Annotated in this window: 16 protein-coding genes; 12 read left to right on the plus strand and 4 right to left on the minus strand. The window is 51.2% G+C overall.

Features of this window, described 5'->3' with window-relative positions:
- The 4 genes from AC6B99_RS09155 to AC6B99_RS09170 all read left to right on the plus strand — a co-directional run bounded on the left by AC6B99_RS09155 (window position 1) and on the right by AC6B99_RS09170 (window position 2,069).
- Window positions 1-726 carry a Crp/Fnr family transcriptional regulator gene (locus AC6B99_RS09155; RefSeq protein ID WP_056030134.1) on the plus strand — a complete coding sequence of 242 codons (726 nt, stop codon included), beginning with the start codon at window positions 1-3 and terminating at the stop codon, window positions 724-726.
- Entirely contained in the window at window positions 726-1,193 is a 468-nt protein-coding gene (locus AC6B99_RS09160) for a DMT family transporter (protein WP_496663226.1), read from the plus strand. Before AC6B99_RS09155 ends, AC6B99_RS09160 begins: the two co-directional genes overlap by 1 nt.
- 176 nt (window positions 1,194-1,369) lie before the next feature.
- Window positions 1,370-1,852: a DUF2975 domain-containing protein gene (locus AC6B99_RS09165; protein ID WP_056030128.1), complete on the plus strand. Its 483-nt coding sequence runs from the start codon at window positions 1,370-1,372 to the stop codon at window positions 1,850-1,852.
- Window positions 1,853-1,862: 10 nt separating this feature from the next.
- Window positions 1,863-2,069 carry a helix-turn-helix domain-containing protein gene (locus AC6B99_RS09170; RefSeq protein ID WP_056030125.1) on the plus strand — a complete coding sequence of 69 codons (207 nt, stop codon included), beginning with the start codon at window positions 1,863-1,865 and terminating at the stop codon, window positions 2,067-2,069.
- Window positions 2,070-2,277: 208 nt separating this feature from the next.
- On the opposite strand, the gene AC6B99_RS09175 is transcribed toward AC6B99_RS09170, so the two are convergent.
- On the minus strand, window positions 2,278-3,012 hold the full coding sequence (locus AC6B99_RS09175) for an EcsC family protein (RefSeq protein WP_056030122.1): 735 nt from the start codon (window positions 3,010-3,012) through the stop codon (window positions 2,278-2,280).
- A gap of 377 nt (window positions 3,013-3,389) precedes the next feature.
- On the opposite strand from AC6B99_RS09175, the gene AC6B99_RS09180 reads away from it, so the two are divergent.
- Complete coding sequence (locus AC6B99_RS09180) at window positions 3,390-4,601, plus strand: MFS transporter (protein ID WP_496663227.1); 1,212 nt, start codon at window positions 3,390-3,392, stop codon at window positions 4,599-4,601.
- Window positions 4,602-4,607: 6 nt separating this feature from the next.
- On the opposite strand, the gene AC6B99_RS09185 is transcribed toward AC6B99_RS09180, so the two are convergent.
- The 3 genes from AC6B99_RS09185 to AC6B99_RS09195 all read right to left on the minus strand — a co-directional run bounded on the left by AC6B99_RS09185 (window position 4,608) and on the right by AC6B99_RS09195 (window position 6,899).
- The gene (locus tag AC6B99_RS09185) at window positions 4,608-5,069 is read right to left on the minus strand and encodes an Lrp/AsnC family transcriptional regulator (protein WP_056030116.1); all 462 of its coding nucleotides are present in this window, start codon (window positions 5,067-5,069) and stop codon (window positions 4,608-4,610) included.
- Window positions 5,070-5,123: 54 nt separating this feature from the next.
- Entirely contained in the window at window positions 5,124-5,999 is an 876-nt protein-coding gene (locus AC6B99_RS09190) for a LysR family transcriptional regulator (RefSeq protein ID WP_496663228.1), read from the minus strand.
- Window positions 6,000-6,251: 252 nt separating this feature from the next.
- Window positions 6,252-6,899 (minus strand): GntR family transcriptional regulator, encoded by a 648-nt coding sequence (locus tag AC6B99_RS09195; protein WP_056030109.1) that lies wholly within the window; start codon window positions 6,897-6,899, stop codon window positions 6,252-6,254.
- 335 nt (window positions 6,900-7,234) lie between these two features.
- On the opposite strand from AC6B99_RS09195, the gene AC6B99_RS09200 reads away from it, so the two are divergent.
- From AC6B99_RS09200 to AC6B99_RS09230, 7 genes are all read left to right on the plus strand, one after another.
- The gene (locus AC6B99_RS09200; RefSeq protein WP_056030106.1) at window positions 7,235-8,458 is read left to right on the plus strand and encodes a cystathionine gamma-synthase family protein; all 1,224 of its coding nucleotides are present in this window, start codon (window positions 7,235-7,237) and stop codon (window positions 8,456-8,458) included.
- Between the two features lie 12 nt (window positions 8,459-8,470).
- Complete coding sequence (locus tag AC6B99_RS09205; protein ID WP_056030103.1) at window positions 8,471-9,511, plus strand: homoserine dehydrogenase; 1,041 nt, start codon at window positions 8,471-8,473, stop codon at window positions 9,509-9,511.
- Window positions 9,512-9,556: 45 nt separating this feature from the next.
- Entirely contained in the window at window positions 9,557-11,002 is a 1,446-nt protein-coding gene (locus AC6B99_RS09210) for an aldehyde dehydrogenase family protein (RefSeq protein WP_494858003.1), read from the plus strand.
- Between the two features lie 48 nt (window positions 11,003-11,050).
- Window positions 11,051-12,481, plus strand: coding sequence for an aspartate ammonia-lyase (gene aspA, locus AC6B99_RS09215; protein WP_496663229.1), 1,431 nt, complete (start codon window positions 11,051-11,053; stop codon window positions 12,479-12,481).
- Between the two features lies 1 nt (window position 12,482).
- Complete coding sequence (locus AC6B99_RS09220; protein ID WP_056030097.1) at window positions 12,483-13,886, plus strand: amino acid permease; 1,404 nt, start codon at window positions 12,483-12,485, stop codon at window positions 13,884-13,886.
- A gap of 76 nt (window positions 13,887-13,962) precedes the next feature.
- Complete coding sequence (locus AC6B99_RS09225) at window positions 13,963-15,432, plus strand: malic enzyme-like NAD(P)-binding protein (RefSeq protein ID WP_494858005.1); 1,470 nt, start codon at window positions 13,963-13,965, stop codon at window positions 15,430-15,432.
- Complete coding sequence (locus tag AC6B99_RS09230) at window positions 15,429-16,271, plus strand: YitT family protein (protein WP_056030091.1); 843 nt, start codon at window positions 15,429-15,431, stop codon at window positions 16,269-16,271. The genes AC6B99_RS09225 and AC6B99_RS09230 overlap by 4 nt, the downstream gene beginning before the upstream one ends.
- Window positions 16,272-16,392: the final 121 nt, after the last annotated feature.

Genomic DNA, 16,392 nt, shown 5'->3' on the forward strand with positions numbered 1-16,392 from the left:
ATGATTGAAATTAAAGATCGCGAGCTGCTGGGTCAATATTTGCAGCTGCATCAGCTGGAGGCGGTGTTCAATGAGCCGCTGCTTCCTTATTTGAACTTGTACAGCTTTGAACAGGAGGAGCTCATTTGCGGCCAAGGAGAGACGCCCCAGCATATGTTTGTGCTCGTGAAGGGGAAAATTAAAGTATATACGAACTCGCCGGAGGGAAAGACGCTCATTATTTCCTTTAAGACGCCCCTTGAGGTCATTGGCGATGTGGAATATATTCGCGGCACGGAGTTTCTCAATACAGTGGAGGCTGTATCTCCCGTAATAATGATTGGGGTTCAGCATCGCTGGCTGGATAAGCATGGAAGGGATTATGCGCCGCTGCTGCGATTTTTATTGGAGAAAATTACGCGGAAGTTTTATTTTAAATCCAATTCCATGAGCTTGAATGTCATGCAGCCTGTGGATGTACGTCTGGCGAGCTATTTGCTGTCGGTTTCCTACGACGAATCCGATGAGCAATTTAAAGGGGAGCTCAGCACGGACAATTTGAAGGATGTCGCTAATTTGATTGGCACAAGCTATCGGCACCTGAACCGGGTCATTCGGCAGTTTTGCGAGGAAGGCCTCGTCGAGCGAACGAAGCAATGGATTGTCATTAAAAATAAGGAAGCGTTAAGCAAACGGGCCAATCATCACAATTATACTTTAACGGATCAGAAGGGAGAGCAGGGCTAATGATGACAGGCATATTGTTTTCGCTAATGGCGGGCGCGCTCGTCAGCATACAGGCGATTTTTAACAGCAAGGTAAATGAGCGGGCAGGGACGTGGGCGACGACGACACTCGTATTGGGGCTCGGGTTTCTAGCCTCGCTCACGATTGGCTTTATTTTGGAAGGGAAGCAGCTGTTTGCTTGGCAGGGGATGCAGCCATGGTTTTGGTTCAGCGGTTTGATCGGGGTAGGTGTAGTTATGAGCCTCGTGCAGGCGATGAAGCGGCTTAGCCCGACGATCGCGATTGCCATTGTCATGACGTCGGAGGTTTTATTTGCCCTATTATGGGATTCGCTTGGCTGGATGGGGCTGAAGCAGGTTCCGTTTTCGGTCAACAAGCTTCTGGGCGTATTGGTCATTATCGGCGGCATTTTTGTATTGAAATTTGGTGGTAAGCGTGAACGTCAGAAAGTGACGGAGGCGGCTTAGCCTCCTGCAATAGGATTGAAAGAGCGTTTCTCTGCAAAGAGGAATGCTCTTTTTAGTTTGAAAATGGAATCCTTTAAAACAACAAAAGTATATTAAATAGGATGGAATTTTTATTGTAAAACGATAAATATTATGTTAGAGTCGAATTAAATTTAATGCTAAGCGAGGGGCTTTTTATGGAACGAGGAACAACACTCTTTTTAAAGGCAGCGGTTATTTTTATGGGCATTCCAGTTCTTGCTTTATGCGTATTTTTGGTGCCAGAAATTGCGAATTTTATAGCAGAGTCATATCCAGATCATGCTTATTTGAAATATCTCTTTTTCATCGATTTATATGCAGCAGCGATCCCTTTTTACTTTGCACTGTTTCAAGCTTTAAAACTTTTAAGCTATATTGACCACAATAAAGCTTTCTCGGAATTATCTGTACGTGTTTTAAAGAACATAAAATTTTGTGCAATCCTAATCAGCTGCCTGTATGTGGCAGGCATGCCATTCTTCTATCTGATCGCGCAGAAAGTTGATCCCCCAGGCTTCATGGGAATCGGACTGGTCATCATTTTTGCCTCATTGGTGATTGCTGTGTTTGCTGCAGTTCTCCAGAGGCTTTTGCAAGAGGCTATTGATATAAAATCAGAAAATGATTTGACGGTCTGAGGTGAATGAAATGGCGATAATCATTAATATTGATGTAATGCTGGCGAAGAGGAAAATGAGCGTAACAGAGCTTTCGGAGAGGGTTGGAATAACGATGGCTAACCTTTCTATCCTGAAAAATGGAAAGGCAAAAGCGATTCGGATATCGACTTTAGAGGCCATTTGTAAAGCTTTAGAATGTCAGCCTGGCGATATTTTAGAATATAAAAGCGATTAGTAGGGGGCGAAAATGCTACCAAATTCATAAAGGATGGGCAGCGAATTCGCGTGAATGCAGCAGAAGGCTACATCGATATAGTCGATATATTGGAATAGTGTAATACAGCCCCACTTCTCTAGCGAGACACATGAGTTGAACAATCAAGGAGCAGCATTGCAGCCAGTCAAATGGCTTGGCTGCGATGCTGACAATCAATCAACATGCTTTATTGGCCCTCGCTCAATCTGCGCAACCGATAGGCGTTCATGGCGGCTTCGCCTAGCTCCTCGAGAATGGTATAATTCGCCCAAGCGCCTGCCACCGCTCCAATCCCCGGCACCATCTGCAGCATTTTTCGAAAGTCGATGGAGTCGCGGTATTCCTTCTGGAACGTCTCCCAGTCCATGTTTTTGGAGTAATCGGTATCCGTGAAGCACTGCTCCTTTTCAATATCCCAACACTTAATCGAGACCAGCAGCTTGGCGCGCTGTTCGGGACCGGAGAACGCCATTTGGAACACCTTAAGAATGAAAACGCGCTCGGAAAAATCCTTCGTGTCATACCCGTAGTTATGAGCCAATTCAAACAAAAATTTCATCTTAATTGCGATTAACGCAGGGAAGTCCACGACGTTAAGCACAATGCCGCCCGCCCCAGTGCCTGCGCCTTCGGCAGTCGCGATTTTTTGGTATAAGGAAAACAAGCGTTGAGCTTCTTGATCGGCATGTTCTAGAGAAAGAGTCCGCTGCACCGGTCGCTGAGGCGTATATTCCGCACCGAACAGCGCTGTCCGCACGATGGATTTTATGGTGGCCGTCATGACGTTGTGCACCTTGGGTGGAATCAAGTCGTTGATTCGCTTGCCAATCGTCTTCGATGTTCTCTCCAACCAACCGGGCGGCTTGAACAACTGGCGCTCCCAAGCGGCAATTTCGTTGTGCACTTTCTGTTCGTAATCCATTTTCAATCGCTCCTCCAACATATGTGGCTATATTGTATCGGAGAACGCCGCGATTGGGAACAGACTGCGGCAGGTGGCGGCACCCGACCAAAGTCGTGGGCGCGTTGAATTCTAAGCACAAGCTTCTCCTTGATTTCGCCTAGCTCCAGCAAAATTTGCATTAATGGGCATTACGGCGATTTTATTAAGAGCTGGATGAGGATACGCTTTTAAATTAACGGCAGAGAAGGGCAATTAAATGCAATTCCTTTGAAAAATAACAAGTATGCCTTGTTCATTGCATGTAAATCAAGCTCTTAAATATGTAAACTTAAATCAGCAAAACGATGGATGGCTTTGCTGACGAGTGAACCTATTATTAAGGGAGTGTTTTTACATTGAACAAGCATCAACTTACTTCTGCCCGCCGAGCGGCAGCGAGTACCCCAGCTACTGATCGTTTGCCATGGGCCGCATTATTAGCGCTTGCTATGGCAGGATTTATTTGTATTCTGACCGAGACGATTCCCGCAGGTTTGCTGCCGCAAATCGGACGGGGACTCCATATTTCAGAGTCGCTTGCCGGCCAACTGGTCACCGCGTACGCGCTGGGAACATTATTGACAGCCATTCCTTTGACCGCGGCTACGAACAATTGGCGTAGACGGCCTCTGCTTCTGCTATGTATGTTCGGCTTTTTGCTGTTCAACAGCGTAACGGCGTTTTCCTCCAGTTATGGGCTGACCTTGATTGCCCGTTTTATGGCGGGTGTAAGCTCTGGCATATTATGGGGCATGTCAGCTGGCTATGCTCGCCGCATGGTGCCTGATGCTCTGAAGGGCCGCGCCATGGCGGTAGCGATGCTTGGGGCGCCAATTGCGCTTGCACTGGGAGTTCCGGCGGGTACTTTTCTTGGTGTATTTGCGGGCTGGCGGTTTGTTTTTGGAATCATGTCGCTGCTTGCTATGCTGCTCATCTTGTGGATGATGTGGAAGATGCCCGACTTTGCAGGACAACCTTCTGCCAAGAAACGTTCCCTCTACAACGTAATGACAATTCCGGGAGTAAGGCCCGTTTTAGCCGTCGTTCTGGCTTGGATGCTTGCACATAACATTCTTTATACGTATATAGCGCCCTATTTGGCTATGGTTGGGCTTGTGGAGCGCGTTGATGTTGTTTTACTAGTTTTTGGAGTGGCATCGGTTGCGGGCATCATACTTATTGGCCTGTTGATTGACCGCATGCTGCGGACTATGGTTTTAATAAGCCTCGCGGGTTTCGCCGTCGCCTCTATTCTGCTGGGAATAGGCAGCAGCGAGTCGATGATCATTTATATAGCCATTGCATTGTGGGGGCTGACATTTGGCGGGGCAGCGACGCTGCTGCAGACAGCGGTGGCCGAAGCCGCTGGCGATCATGCAGATGTGGCGCAATCCATGCTGGTGACGGCCTGGAATTTGGCGATTGGCGGGGGTGGATTAATCGGTGCGCTTTTGCTTGAAACGCTGGGTGTTATTTCTTTCCCATGGGTACTTTCCTTGCTGGTAATCATCGCTCTGCTCATCGCCTGGCTTGCCAAGGAGCATGGTTTCCGTTCGAATAGAGGCTGAGTAGCATCAGCCTAAATCCGTGAGGTACTGTGCTTCCGCAAGAACAGGGATTAGAAGCTTATGATCAATGGGGGACGACATGACGATCAAAATCGTATACGTCCCATATTTATCGCATTGATTGCCGAATTCTTCAAGGGATCGGGTAGAGTCGGTCATCACTTTCAATAAGTAATTGTGCTGGCCGCTGATGCGGTGGCACTCCATGACATCGGGAGAGGTATGGACAAAATCAAGAAAGGCATGGCAATCCCGCGTTTGAAACAGCATATAGGCGATGGAGGGCTTGCCGATTTTTTCTGGGGAAATGATCGTGCGGTATTCCTCGATAACGCCTTTTTCCTCCAGCCGTCTGACTCTTTCCGTTACAGCCGGTTGGGACAGGCCCACACTTTTGCCAAGGTCCGTCATGGAAATTCTCGCTTGATTTTGCAAATGGAATAAAATTTGTTTGTCCACATGATCCACGAAAAATACCTCCTTTAGCCATTTGTATGACTATCATAAACCTATAAGCTTACTTTAAGCAAGTGACAGCTCCTCTTTGATATATTGCAACAATTGATGCTTGGAGGTCGCCGCATAACTCTCATTGCGCAGCTGCAGCAAGCCGATGGGAATGGAGGCATCCTTGAGCTTTACATCAAGGGCAACCAGATTTGGCGCCAGCTCTGTCGAAGCAAGAACAACGCCTATAGCGGCTGTCTGCTGGATAAATGCTGGAATTGCAGAAATTTGGCTGACCGTATGCAGGAGGGGGGATTCGTCATAGCGTGAAAACTGCTTGGATAATCGCAAATAATAAAGGCATGTACTTCCCCCAATTAGCAAAGGATAAGCAAGCAGCTCAGCAAAATCTATGCCGTCCCTTTTCGCTAGGGGATGGTCATTCGCTGCAACAAAGGCGATTTTTTCCTCGAACAAGGGCTCAAAGCGAAAGGAAGTCGAATCAGCAGGCTCCCCGCAAATGGCAAAGTCGAGCCCGCCTTGCAGCACTGCACGCGACAGCGTGTCGGTATTGCCTATAACAAAATGGCAGGAAACACGAGGCTTTTGCGCCTGGAAGCGCCGGAGTGAAGCAGGCAGTACCTGCTTTGCGAGCGATTCTAACGCGCCTACGCTGACCGTCCCGATTTCTTCTTCCTGCAAAGCCTTCGCCTGCTCCGCTACATAATGCCAATGTCCAATTAGCTTGTCTACCTCGGCGGCGAACAATTGCCCGGAGGCCGTAAGCTCGGCATCCCAGCCCCGTTTGAACAGCTGAATGCCAAGCGCTTTCTCCAGCCGCTGAACCTGATTAGTGACGGTAGACTGGGCATAATGCAGCTTGAGGGCGGCTTTAGAAAAGTTTCCTTCTTGAACAATCGTTTGAAACGTCGTTAATTCCTTCAAATCCATGCTGAACAGCTCCTTATATAAATAGCTAATAATCTCATTCGGTAAAACTGAATTAGGTTATTATTTTATTCAATTATATAAATAAACGGGGAGGCGTACAATAGGGACATCCAATTGATGACGAGCATGATGAAAACATCTTCCTCGCGAATCGCCAGCGTAAAGGGCTAAAACGGTACTGCGACCCGCAGCCCGAAGGAAAACGAAAAAACCAGTACACGGACAAGCGTCTCGTCTACTGGTTTTAGCCGTTTATATCATATCGAGGTAATCAATTTTCCAATGCACGGTTTTAATAAACTCGTCCAGCTTTGCAGAATCTCTTTCTTTGAAAAGCTGAATAATCTGCTTATGCTCCTCATTCATTTGCGACAATACCGAAAACAGCCGCTGCTTGTCCTCGCTTAAGTAAATTTGCCGGATAAAGCTGTTTTGCAGCGATTTCAATATTTCAGTTAAGGTGCTGTTGTTGCATTTCAATAAGTAAACATTATGGAAATCGTTCTGCCAATGCTGGTAATCGGTATAGTTTTGCTGCTGGATCGCCAAGTCGATTTTTTCAACCAGCCGCTCCATCGTTGCGATATCGTCTTCGTCTAAATGTGAAACGGATAAAGTGGCGGCAAGCGCATCCAGCACCCCGACGACCTGAAAAACATCCAGCTTCTTTTTCGTATCCAGCTCTTTGACGATGAAGCCTCGGCGGGGCAAGTTTTCCAGCAAATTTTCCGAGGCCAGCTGAATCAATGCTTCCCGGACAGGGGTACGGCTGACCCCCAGCGTTTGGCAAATGGAGGCTTCGTTCAATTTCTGATTAGGCAGCAAAGAGCCGTTTTGAATTTTTTCTGCTATATAATTGTACACATGATCTTTTAAAGACTGGTACTTTTTGATGGTCATTGTAGCGCTCCTTTAGGACGAATGAAAAATGCGGTTTCCAGTATCTGCAGGGAAATCTATGATTCATAGTACCATTGTCATAGGGTTTGATCAAGCGGCGAGGCCCTTTTGAAAGCGCTTCATAAATTTGTTGATTTTCAAAAGAATGCATGATATGATCAGAAACATAAACAAGGATATTGTATATTGTATACAAAATACAAATTGATCAAGGAGGCAATCATGCCGTTGTCAAAAGGAGCAATTGCGCCATATATTGTATACAATATACAATTTATTAAGGAACAAGTGAAGTTTCCTCGAATCTATGAACAATAGCAAAGGGTGAGAGAGCAATGCGTGAACACATCGATAACAATGCGCGAATAGGCACAAAAGCGGTTTGGGGCGGGGAGAAGGATTTCAGAGTTTTTGGATCCACTCAGGTTCCCGTCGTGCTCAGCGTAGCTTACGACTATAGCGACGTTGACGAATGGCAGGAAGTGGCGCTGGGGAATAAACCGGGATATACCTACAACCGGATGTCGAACCCGACCGTCCGGGCGATGGAAGAAAAGGTGCGGCTTCTGGAAGAGGCGGAAGAGGCTATCGCTTTTTCGTCCGGCATGGCGGCGATCAGCAGCGCGCTTTATACGTTTTTGCGGCCTGGCGACCGCGTTGTCTCCGTCAAGGACACCTACGGCGGAACGAACAAAATTTTCACGGAATTTTTGCCGCAAATTCATGTAGAAACAGTGCTGTGCAATACCGGTGATCATGAGGAGATCGAGCGCGAGATTGCCAAGGGCTGCAGCGTGCTTTACCTGGAGTCGCCGACGAATCCGACGCTGAAAATTACCGATATCGAACGTTTGGCCAAAGCGGCGAAAGCCGTCGGCGCGCTGGTGATGGTCGATAATACGTTCGCAACGCCGATCAATCAAAATCCGCTGAAGCTCGGCGTCGATCTCGTCATTCACAGTGCCACCAAATTTTTAAGCGGCCATGCCGATGTGCTCGGAGGCGTCGTGTGCGGGTCCGCAGCTTTGATGGAGAAGGTGTACCACTACCGGGAAATTCACGGGGCGAACCTCGATCCGTGGGCGGCTTATCTGATTTTGCGGGGGATGAAAACGCTTAAGCTCCGCGTCCGCCAGCAGGCGCAAAGCGCCATGGAGATCGCCCGCTTTTTGCAAAAACATCCGCTTGTCGAGTCCGTCAACTATCCTGGTCTGGAGACACATCCGCATCATGATATTGCAAAAAAGCAGATGAACGGCTTTGGCGGCATTTTGAGCGTTGTGCTCAAAGGGGAAATGGAAACGATCAAGCTGCTGCTGCCGCGGCTCCAGTATGCGAACCGGGCAGGCAATCTTGGCGCCGTTGAAACGATTTACGGACCGGCGAGAACGACCAGCCATGTCGAATGCACGCTGGAAGAGCGCCAGGCGCTGGGCATTTCCGAAGGCCTGCTGCGCATCTCTGTCGGCATCGAGGATACGGAGGATTTGATCGCCGACTTGTCGCAAGCGCTAGCCTATGTAGAATCGCAGATGCCTTTAAGCATCCATAACCTATAAGGAGAGATCGATATGGAACTCAAAATTGCACTGCTTGGCTTTGGTGTCGTAGGCCAGGGATTGGCGGAAATATTGGAAGAGAAAAGCAAGGCATTACACAGCGATACCGGGTTTCAGGCGAAAATTGTCGCGATCTCGGACATGATGAAAGGCTCTTTGTATCATCCGGACGGCTTGAATATCGTAGAAGCGCTGCGGGCTGTAAAAGAAACGGGCAGGCTCGACGCCTACCCCGAAGAGCCGGGGCTAAACCGCGGCTGGGACAGTTTCAAGACGATTCAGGAAACGAATGCCGATACGATTGTAGAGCTGACTTTTACCGATGTGAAGACGGGCCAGCCGGCGATCGATCACTGCCGCGCCGCATTCAAATGCAAGAAAAATGTCGTGATGAGCAATAAAGGCCCGGTCGCGCTTGCTTATCAGGAGCTGTCGGAGCTTGCTCGCAGAAACGGCGTTCGCTGGGGGTACGAAGGAACGGTCATGAGCGGAACGCCTGCGCTCCGCATGCCAATCACCGCGCTTTCGGGCAATCGGATCAACGAGATCAAGGGCATTTTGAACGGGACGACTAATTATATGCTGACCCGGATGGAAGAGGGCATGAGCTATGCGGACGCGCTTGCCGAGGCGCAAGGACTAGGCTATGCGGAAGCGGACCCGACCAGCGATGTCGAAGGCTATGACGCGCAGTACAAGATTACGATTTTGAGCAATATCGTGATGAATGTGCCTCTGGAAAGGGAGGACGTTGCCTGCGAAGGGATCAGCAAGCTGACCCGGGAAGATATGGAGCGCGCCAAACAGGAAGGCAAGCGCTGGAAGCTGATCGCACGCTGCTGGCGCGACGGCGAGGAGGTCATCGCCAAGGTAGGGCCGGAGGCGATTCCGCTCAGCGATCCGCTGGCGGGCGTCGGCGGCGCATTGAATGCCGTTACGTACGATTGCGATTTGGCCGGGCCGATCACGCTGATGGGCGCCGGAGCCGGACGCAAGGAAACAGGCTTTTCGATTTTGATTGATCTGATCAACATTCACCGCAATCAACTGTAGCTTCTGCAATCATAGAAATTAAACAACCAGGATGAGGTGTAAACAATGACTATGGAAACTATGGAAAAGAAAAGCAAGATGTATTTGGCCGGACAATGGGTGCTGCGCGAGAACTTGATGGAAGTCCGCGATCCGCAGGACGATAGCCTGATCGCGACCGTGCCCGCTGCCTCGACGGCGGACATGCTGTATGCCATCGAACAGGCGAAGGAAGGGTTCCGGCTGAGCTCGGAGCTGCCGACGCATGAGCGGATCGCCATTCTGAACCGCGCAGCCGACTGGGTGGACGCGCATAAGGAAGACTACGCGAAGACGATTGCCCGCGAAGGCAGCAAAACGATCAAAGAAGCGCGGAAGGAAGTCAGAAGATGCGTGGAGACGCTGCGCATCAGCGCGGAGGAGGCCAGACGGCTGCATGGCGAGACGATCGCATTCGACCAGATGCCGGGCAGTGAAAAACGTTTCGGCTACTACTACCGTTTTCCGATTGGCATCATCGGGGCGATTACGCCCTTCAACGATCCGCTGAACCTGGTTGCGCACAAGGTCGGCCCGGCAATCGCCGCAGGCAACGCGATTATTGTAAAGCCTGCGCCTGCGACTCCGCTTAGCGCGCTGATGCTGGCGGAAGCTTTTGATCAGGCGGGTCTGCCTGCCAAAATTTTATCGGTCGTAACGGGCAATGCCAGCGAAATCGGCGATGCTCTGGTGACGCATCCCGATGTCAGAATGATTTCGTTTACCGGGGGGCTGACGACAGGCAAAGCGATCATGCAAAAGGGCGGACTAAAAAAAATGGGCATGGAGCTCGGCTCCAACTCCCCGGCTATCGTATTGAACGACGCGAATATTAGCGACGCGGTCGAAGCGACCGTATCCGGCGCATTCTGGGCGGCGGGCCAAAATTGCCTGGGCGTGCAGCGCATTTACGTGCAGGAGGCGATGTACGCATCCTTTGTCGCCCAATTCGTCGCCAGAACGAAGCTGTACCGCATGGGCAGCAAGTTGGAAGAGGACACGGACATGGGCCCGATGATCAACGAAAGAGAAGCGAAGCGCGTGGAGAGCTGGATTCGGGAAGCGGTAGAGCAGGGCGGAGAACTGCTGTGCGGCGGCCAGCGCCGCGGTGCATTCGTGGAGCCGACGGTTATGGCCAACGTTCCGAAGACGTGCAAAGTCGTGAAAGAGGAAGTGTTCGGTCCCGTCGTGACGATTTTCAGCGTGCCTGATTTGGATACGGCAATACGCGAATCCAACAGCGTCGATTTCGGGCTGCAGGCAGGAATTTTCACGGCAAATCTGGAGCATGCCTTTACCGCCGTTCACAAGCTTGACGTTGGCGGCGTGATGGTCAACGACAGCTCGGATTACCGCATTGACGCCATGCCTTTCGGTGGCGTTAAAGGCTCCGGACTTGGCCGGGAGGGCGTTGCCTTCGCGCTTCACGAGATGACCGAGCCAAAAGTGGTCTGCTTTCAGATGTCGAAATAAATGAAACGAACTTGTATTCCACCAAGATGACTTCGGGGAGAGATCCACATGTCAGTGCGTATCGAACATGATTTTCTCGGTGAAAAGGCGGTACCCGCCGAAGCCTACTACGGCATTCAGACGCTGCGGGCCACCGAAAATTTCCCGGTTACCGGAACCCCGGTTAGCCCGCATTTGATGACGGCTTTGGCCGAGATCAAGAAGGCCTCGGCATTGGCCAATATGGAAACCGGCATGCTGCCGAAAACGATCGGTTCCGCGATTGTGCAGGCTGCGGAGGAGGCGGCTGCGGGCAAGCTGTCGGCGCATTTTATCGTCGATGCCATCCAGGGCGGTGCGGGTACTTCCATCAATATGAATATGAACGAAGTGCTGGCCAACCGGGCGCTGGAGTGGCTCGGCAAGCGGAAAGGCGATTACTTCCACTGCTCGCCGAACAATCACGTCAACATGTCCCAATCGACGAACGATACGGTTCCGACGGCGATCCGCATCGCCGCTTACCGGCTCGCCGAACCGCTGCTGGCCGCTGTCGCGGCTCTCGAGGCGGGGTTTGCGCGGAAAGCGGAGGAGTTTGACGATGTTCTGAAAATGGGGCGCACCCATTTGCAGGATGCGGTTCCGATCCGGATGGGACAAGAGTTCGGCGCCTATTCCCGCGTAATCGGCAGGGACCTTGCAAGAATTACCGCGGCGGCAGCCGGATTGTTGACGGTTAATCTGGGCGCGACAGCTGTCGGCACGGGGCTCAACGCCAATCTGAAGTACAGCGAGCTGGCCGTGCGGAATTTGATTGAGCAGACAGGACTTCCTTTAACCGCGGCGGATGATTTGGTGGACGCAACTCAAAATACGGACGCCTTTACGGCGCTCTCTGCGGCGCTTAAAATTATGGCGGTAAATCTGTCTAAAATTTGCAATGATCTCAGGCTTATGGCTTCGGGACCTCGAGCCGGACTGGGAGAGATTCAATTCCCTCCCAAGCAGCCCGGCTCGTCGATTATGCCGGGCAAGGTTAATCCGGTCATGGCGGAAATGGTCAACCAGATCGCCTTTCAGGTGATCGGCAACGATCATACGATTTGCTTGGCTGCAGAAGCGGGCCAGCTTGAACTGAATGTGATGGGGCCGGTCTTGGCCCATAATTTGCTCCAATCCTTACTCATCCTGCGCAACGGGCTCAACGTTTTCCTGCGCGAGGCCGTGGAAGGCATTCAGGCGAATGAGGAAACCTGCAGATTGCACGTGGAACGAAGCTTCGGCATCATGACGGCGCTGAATCCTCATCTCGGTTATGAAACCGCTGCCAGGCTAGTAAAGGAAGCGCTTCATTCCGGACAAACGATCAAGGAAATATGTCTGGAAAGAAATCTTTTGACCCCCGAAGAGCTAGATGTTATATTAAATCCCTTTGAAATGACAACCCCTGGAATTGCGGGCCTTGAGTATCTCGAAAACTTCGACAAGGGAGCGAAATAGGATGAGCAAAATTGGCGAGAACGAGCAGCACACATTGAAAAGATCGATGAAAAGCCGGCATATTTTCATGATTTCACTTGGCGGCGTCATCGGAACGGGACTTTTTCTAAGCACAGGCTATACGTTGAACCTGGCCGGACCGGGAGGGGCCGTGCTTGCTTACTTGGTCGGCGCGCTGATTATGTATCTAGTGATGCTTTGTCTGGGCGAATTGAGCGTGGCGATGCCGGTTACAGGTTCATTCCCGGCTTATGCGACCAAATTTATCGGGCCTGCTACGGGTTTTACTATCGGCTGGCTTTATTGGCTGACGTGGGTCGTGACGGTCGGATCGGAGTTTACGGCGGCGGGTCTGCTGATGCAGCGCTGGTTCCCTGATATCTCGGTTTGGATTTGGAGTGCGATATTCGCCGTTTTACTGTTTGCTTTAAATGCTTTATCCGTGAAATTTTTTGCAGAATCCGAGTTTTGGGTTGCCGGCTTTAAGGTCATTGTTATTATCCTTTTCATTGGGCTTGGCGGAGCGGCCATGTTTGGGCTCATTCCGATGGAAGGCAACGCCTCGGCGCCGATGTTCTCTAACCTGTTGAATCAGGGCGGGTTATTTCCAAACGGCTTCCTGCCGGTATTATTCGTCATGATATCCGTCAATTTCGCTTTCTCCGGCACCGAGCTGATCGGCGTGACCGCAGGGGAGACGGAAAATCCGGACGTCAGCATTCCGCGCTCCATCCGCACAGTCGTTTGGCGGACGATGATCTTCTTCGTCGGCGCGATTATCGTGCTGGCCGGGCTTATCCCGTGGAAGGAAGCGGGAGTTATCGAAAGTCCATTCGTTCTCGTATTTGACAAGATCGGCATTCCGTATGCGGCCGACATTATGAACTTTGTCATTTTGACCGCTTTGCTGTCGGTGGGCAATTCGGGACTGTATGCTTCGACGCGGATGCTTTGGGCGCTTTCCCAGGAAAAAATGATCAGCCCGTGGCTTGGGAAAGTGACATCGAGTGGCGTACCGTTGAATGCGCTGATCATCAGCATGCTGGTTTCCTGCCTGTCCCTGCTCTCCAGTGTGATTGCTCCTGATACCGTCTACGTCGTTCTGATCGCCATCTCCGGGTTCGCCGTCGTAGCCGTATGGATGGGCATCGTCGCTTCGCAATTTATGTTCCGCAGGCAGTTTCTTAGGGAGGGCGGCAGGCTTCAGGATTTGAAATATCGGACTCCGCTGTACCCTTATGTGCCCATTGCGGCGTTCCTGCTCTGTCTGACGTCCTGCATAGGATTGTATTTCGATCCTGCTCAGCGCATCGCTTTGTATTGCGGAGTTCCTTTCGTCGTCATGTGTTACCTTATTTATTATTTGAAAAACAAAAAATCAGCGGCGACGCCGCCTGCGCAATAAATGGAGCAGCTCTTTGGATCGGTTGGAACGCGGCCGATTCCAGCAGCGGCAATTTGTGGACTGGGAGTGATCGGAAATGACGGTAAAGGCGAGTGTAAGTGGAGGCACAAGTATTATTATTAGGCTGGAAATCGCCAAGGATGTGGTGACGTTTGGGCAGATCGCGACAGCGATCGGCGATGCCGGCGGGGATGTTATCGCGATCGATGTCGCGAAATCCGGCAAAGCGACGACGATTCGGGATATTACGGTTCACGTGAGCGATCATAAGCATTCCGACTCTATTGTAAGCGCTGTCAAAAAAATGGCAGGCATCAAAGTTTTGCATGTTTCCGACCAAACCTTTCTGATCCATCTCGGCGGGAAAATCGAAATGGTGCCGAAAATGCCGATCAAAAACCGCGAGGATTTGTCGCGCGTTTATACGCCGGGCGTGGCGCGAGTTTGCATGGCAATCCACGAGGACCCGAGAAAAGCGCATTCGCTGACAATCAAGCGCAACACGGTTGCGGTCGTTTCCGACGGCTCTGCGGTGCTCGGACTCGGCAATATCGGGCCGGAGGCGGCGATGCCGGTTATGGAAGGCAAAGCGATGCTGTTTAAGCAATTGGCCGGTGTGGACGCGTTTCCCATTTGCCTGAATACGCAGAGCACCGAAGAAATTATTCAAATTGTCAAAGCGCTCGCGCCGACGTTCGGCGGCATCAATCTGGAGGATATTTCGTCGCCGCGCTGTTTTGAAATCGAGAACCGGTTGATCGAGGAACTGGATATCCCCGTTTTCCATGATGACCAGCATGGGACGGCGGTCGTCCTGCTAGCAGGATTGCTGAACGCCGTCAAAGTGGTGAAAAAAGAGCTAGGCCGCTGCAAGGTAGTCGTATGCGGCATCGGAGCGGCGGGCATCGCCTGCACCAAAATGCTGCTGGCCGCCGGGGTAACCAACCTTATCGGCGTGGATCGGCAAGGTGCTATCGTGCGGGGGCAAAACTATGACAATCCTGCATGGCAATGGTTTGCCGAGCATACGAATCCCGAAGGCCGAAGCGGCGCTTTGAGCGAGGTAATCCGCGGCGCCGATATATTCATCGGACTGTCCGGGCCTAAGGTGCTCCGTGTGGACGATGTACAAAATATGGCTAGCGATCCGATCGTTTTCGCCATGGCGAATCCGACGCCGGAAATTCCGCCGGAAGAAGCGGAGCCGTACGTCCGCGTGATGGCGACCGGAAGGTCGGATTACCCGAATCAGATCAACAACGTGCTTTGCTTCCCGGGCTTGTTCCGCGGCGTCCTCGACTGCCGCGCCTCGCGAATTACGGAGGAGATGAAGCTGGCCGCGGCAAGCGCGATCGCTTCCGTCGTTACGGAAGAGGAGCTGAATGAGTCCTACATTATTCCAAGCGTATTTAACCAACATGTTGTGGAAAAAGTGCGGGAAGCCGTCATTGCCGCAGCCTACCAGTCGGGCGTAGCGCGCCGGAGCCTCAGCCAAGAGACTACGAACGAGGCGGCCGAAGCGCGGCTCCAGGAAGAATTTGCATGAACGAGCATTTGAAAAATGGTGCTGCCATCCTCGTCGGCTCGGCGATTATGGGCTTTGGCATCAACTATTTCAATGCAGCTAACGGGCTGGCCGAGGGTGGTATTACCGGAGCCAGCTTATTGCTGAAATATATGTTTGGCTGGGATGCAGGGGTAACCAATTTTTTGCTTAACCTCCCGCTTTTTTTTGTTGGCTGGAAGGCGCTCGGAGGGCGTTCTTTGGCTTATACCGTTTTTGCAACGTTGATGTTCTCGTTTTTTGTATACATCTTTCGGGACTTTCATTTTGTTATGAGCGATCTGCTGCTGGCTTCCTTATATGCCGGCGTGACGGTCGGCGTCGGGTTGGGCCTTGTTTTCCGGTATGGCGGGACGAGCGGCGGAACGGACATTTTGGCGCAGGTGCTCAAAAAGTATTGGGGATGGCCTGTCGGAAGAAGCGTTTTTATGTTCGACTGCGCCACTATTGTGCTGTCGCTTATTTATTTGGATCGGGAACGGGCGATGTATACGATTGTGGCCGTTTTCGTGGGCACGCGGGTGCTTGACTACGTCATGGAAGGCTCGGGAAGAGGCAAAGCGGCGATCATCATTACGAGCCATGCCGATCAAATATCAGCCCGCATCCACACGGAAATGCAGCGAGGCACGACGTTTTTCCACGGGAAAGGCGGTTACAGCGATGCCGAGAAAAAAATTATTTACTGCGTCGTCAGCCGCTCCGAAGTAGGCCGGCTCAAAAAGCTGGTCCACGATACGGACCGCTACGCCTTTGTTACCGTTCACGACGTCGTCGAGGTGTTCGGAGAGGGGTTCAACTCGCTGCGGGAAAAAGAGTGAGCGCTGTAGGCCTAGGCCTTATTTCCTTCAAATTGCTGCTGAACAGCTCCTTGTATAAATAGCCAACCATCTTATTCGGTATAATTGAATAAGAATATGATTTTATTCAATTATACAAATA

Source organism: Paenibacillus liaoningensis (assembly GCF_059609455.1).

What these genes read in the sequence shown, in the direction of transcription:
- AC6B99_RS09160 (WP_496663226.1), top strand. Translation starts at nt 726, where the DNA reads ATGATGACAGGCATATTGTTTTCGCTAATGGCGGGCGCGCTCGTCAGC.
- AC6B99_RS09230 (WP_056030091.1), top strand. Translation starts at nt 15,429, where the DNA reads ATGAACGAGCATTTGAAAAATGGTGCTGCCATCCTCGTCGGCTCGGCG.
- AC6B99_RS09210 (WP_494858003.1), top strand. Translation starts at nt 9,557, where the DNA reads ATGACTATGGAAACTATGGAAAAGAAAAGCAAGATGTATTTGGCCGGA.
- AC6B99_RS09165 (WP_056030128.1), top strand. Translation starts at nt 1,370, where the DNA reads ATGGAACGAGGAACAACACTCTTTTTAAAGGCAGCGGTTATTTTTATG.
- AC6B99_RS09195 (WP_056030109.1), bottom strand. Translation starts at nt 6,899, where the DNA reads ATGACCATCAAAAAGTACCAGTCTTTAAAAGATCATGTGTACAATTAT.
- aspA (WP_496663229.1), top strand. Translation starts at nt 11,051, where the DNA reads ATGTCAGTGCGTATCGAACATGATTTTCTCGGTGAAAAGGCGGTACCC.
- AC6B99_RS09205 (WP_056030103.1), top strand. Translation starts at nt 8,471, where the DNA reads ATGGAACTCAAAATTGCACTGCTTGGCTTTGGTGTCGTAGGCCAGGGA.
- AC6B99_RS09220 (WP_056030097.1), top strand. Translation starts at nt 12,483, where the DNA reads ATGAGCAAAATTGGCGAGAACGAGCAGCACACATTGAAAAGATCGATG.
- AC6B99_RS09225 (WP_494858005.1), top strand. Translation starts at nt 13,963, where the DNA reads ATGACGGTAAAGGCGAGTGTAAGTGGAGGCACAAGTATTATTATTAGG.
- AC6B99_RS09200 (WP_056030106.1), top strand. Translation starts at nt 7,235, where the DNA reads ATGCGTGAACACATCGATAACAATGCGCGAATAGGCACAAAAGCGGTT.
- AC6B99_RS09155 (WP_056030134.1), top strand. Translation starts at nt 1, where the DNA reads ATGATTGAAATTAAAGATCGCGAGCTGCTGGGTCAATATTTGCAGCTG.
- AC6B99_RS09170 (WP_056030125.1), top strand. Translation starts at nt 1,863, where the DNA reads ATGGCGATAATCATTAATATTGATGTAATGCTGGCGAAGAGGAAAATG.
- AC6B99_RS09175 (WP_056030122.1), bottom strand. Translation starts at nt 3,012, where the DNA reads ATGGATTACGAACAGAAAGTGCACAACGAAATTGCCGCTTGGGAGCGC.
- AC6B99_RS09190 (WP_496663228.1), bottom strand. Translation starts at nt 5,999, where the DNA reads ATGGATTTGAAGGAATTAACGACGTTTCAAACGATTGTTCAAGAAGGA.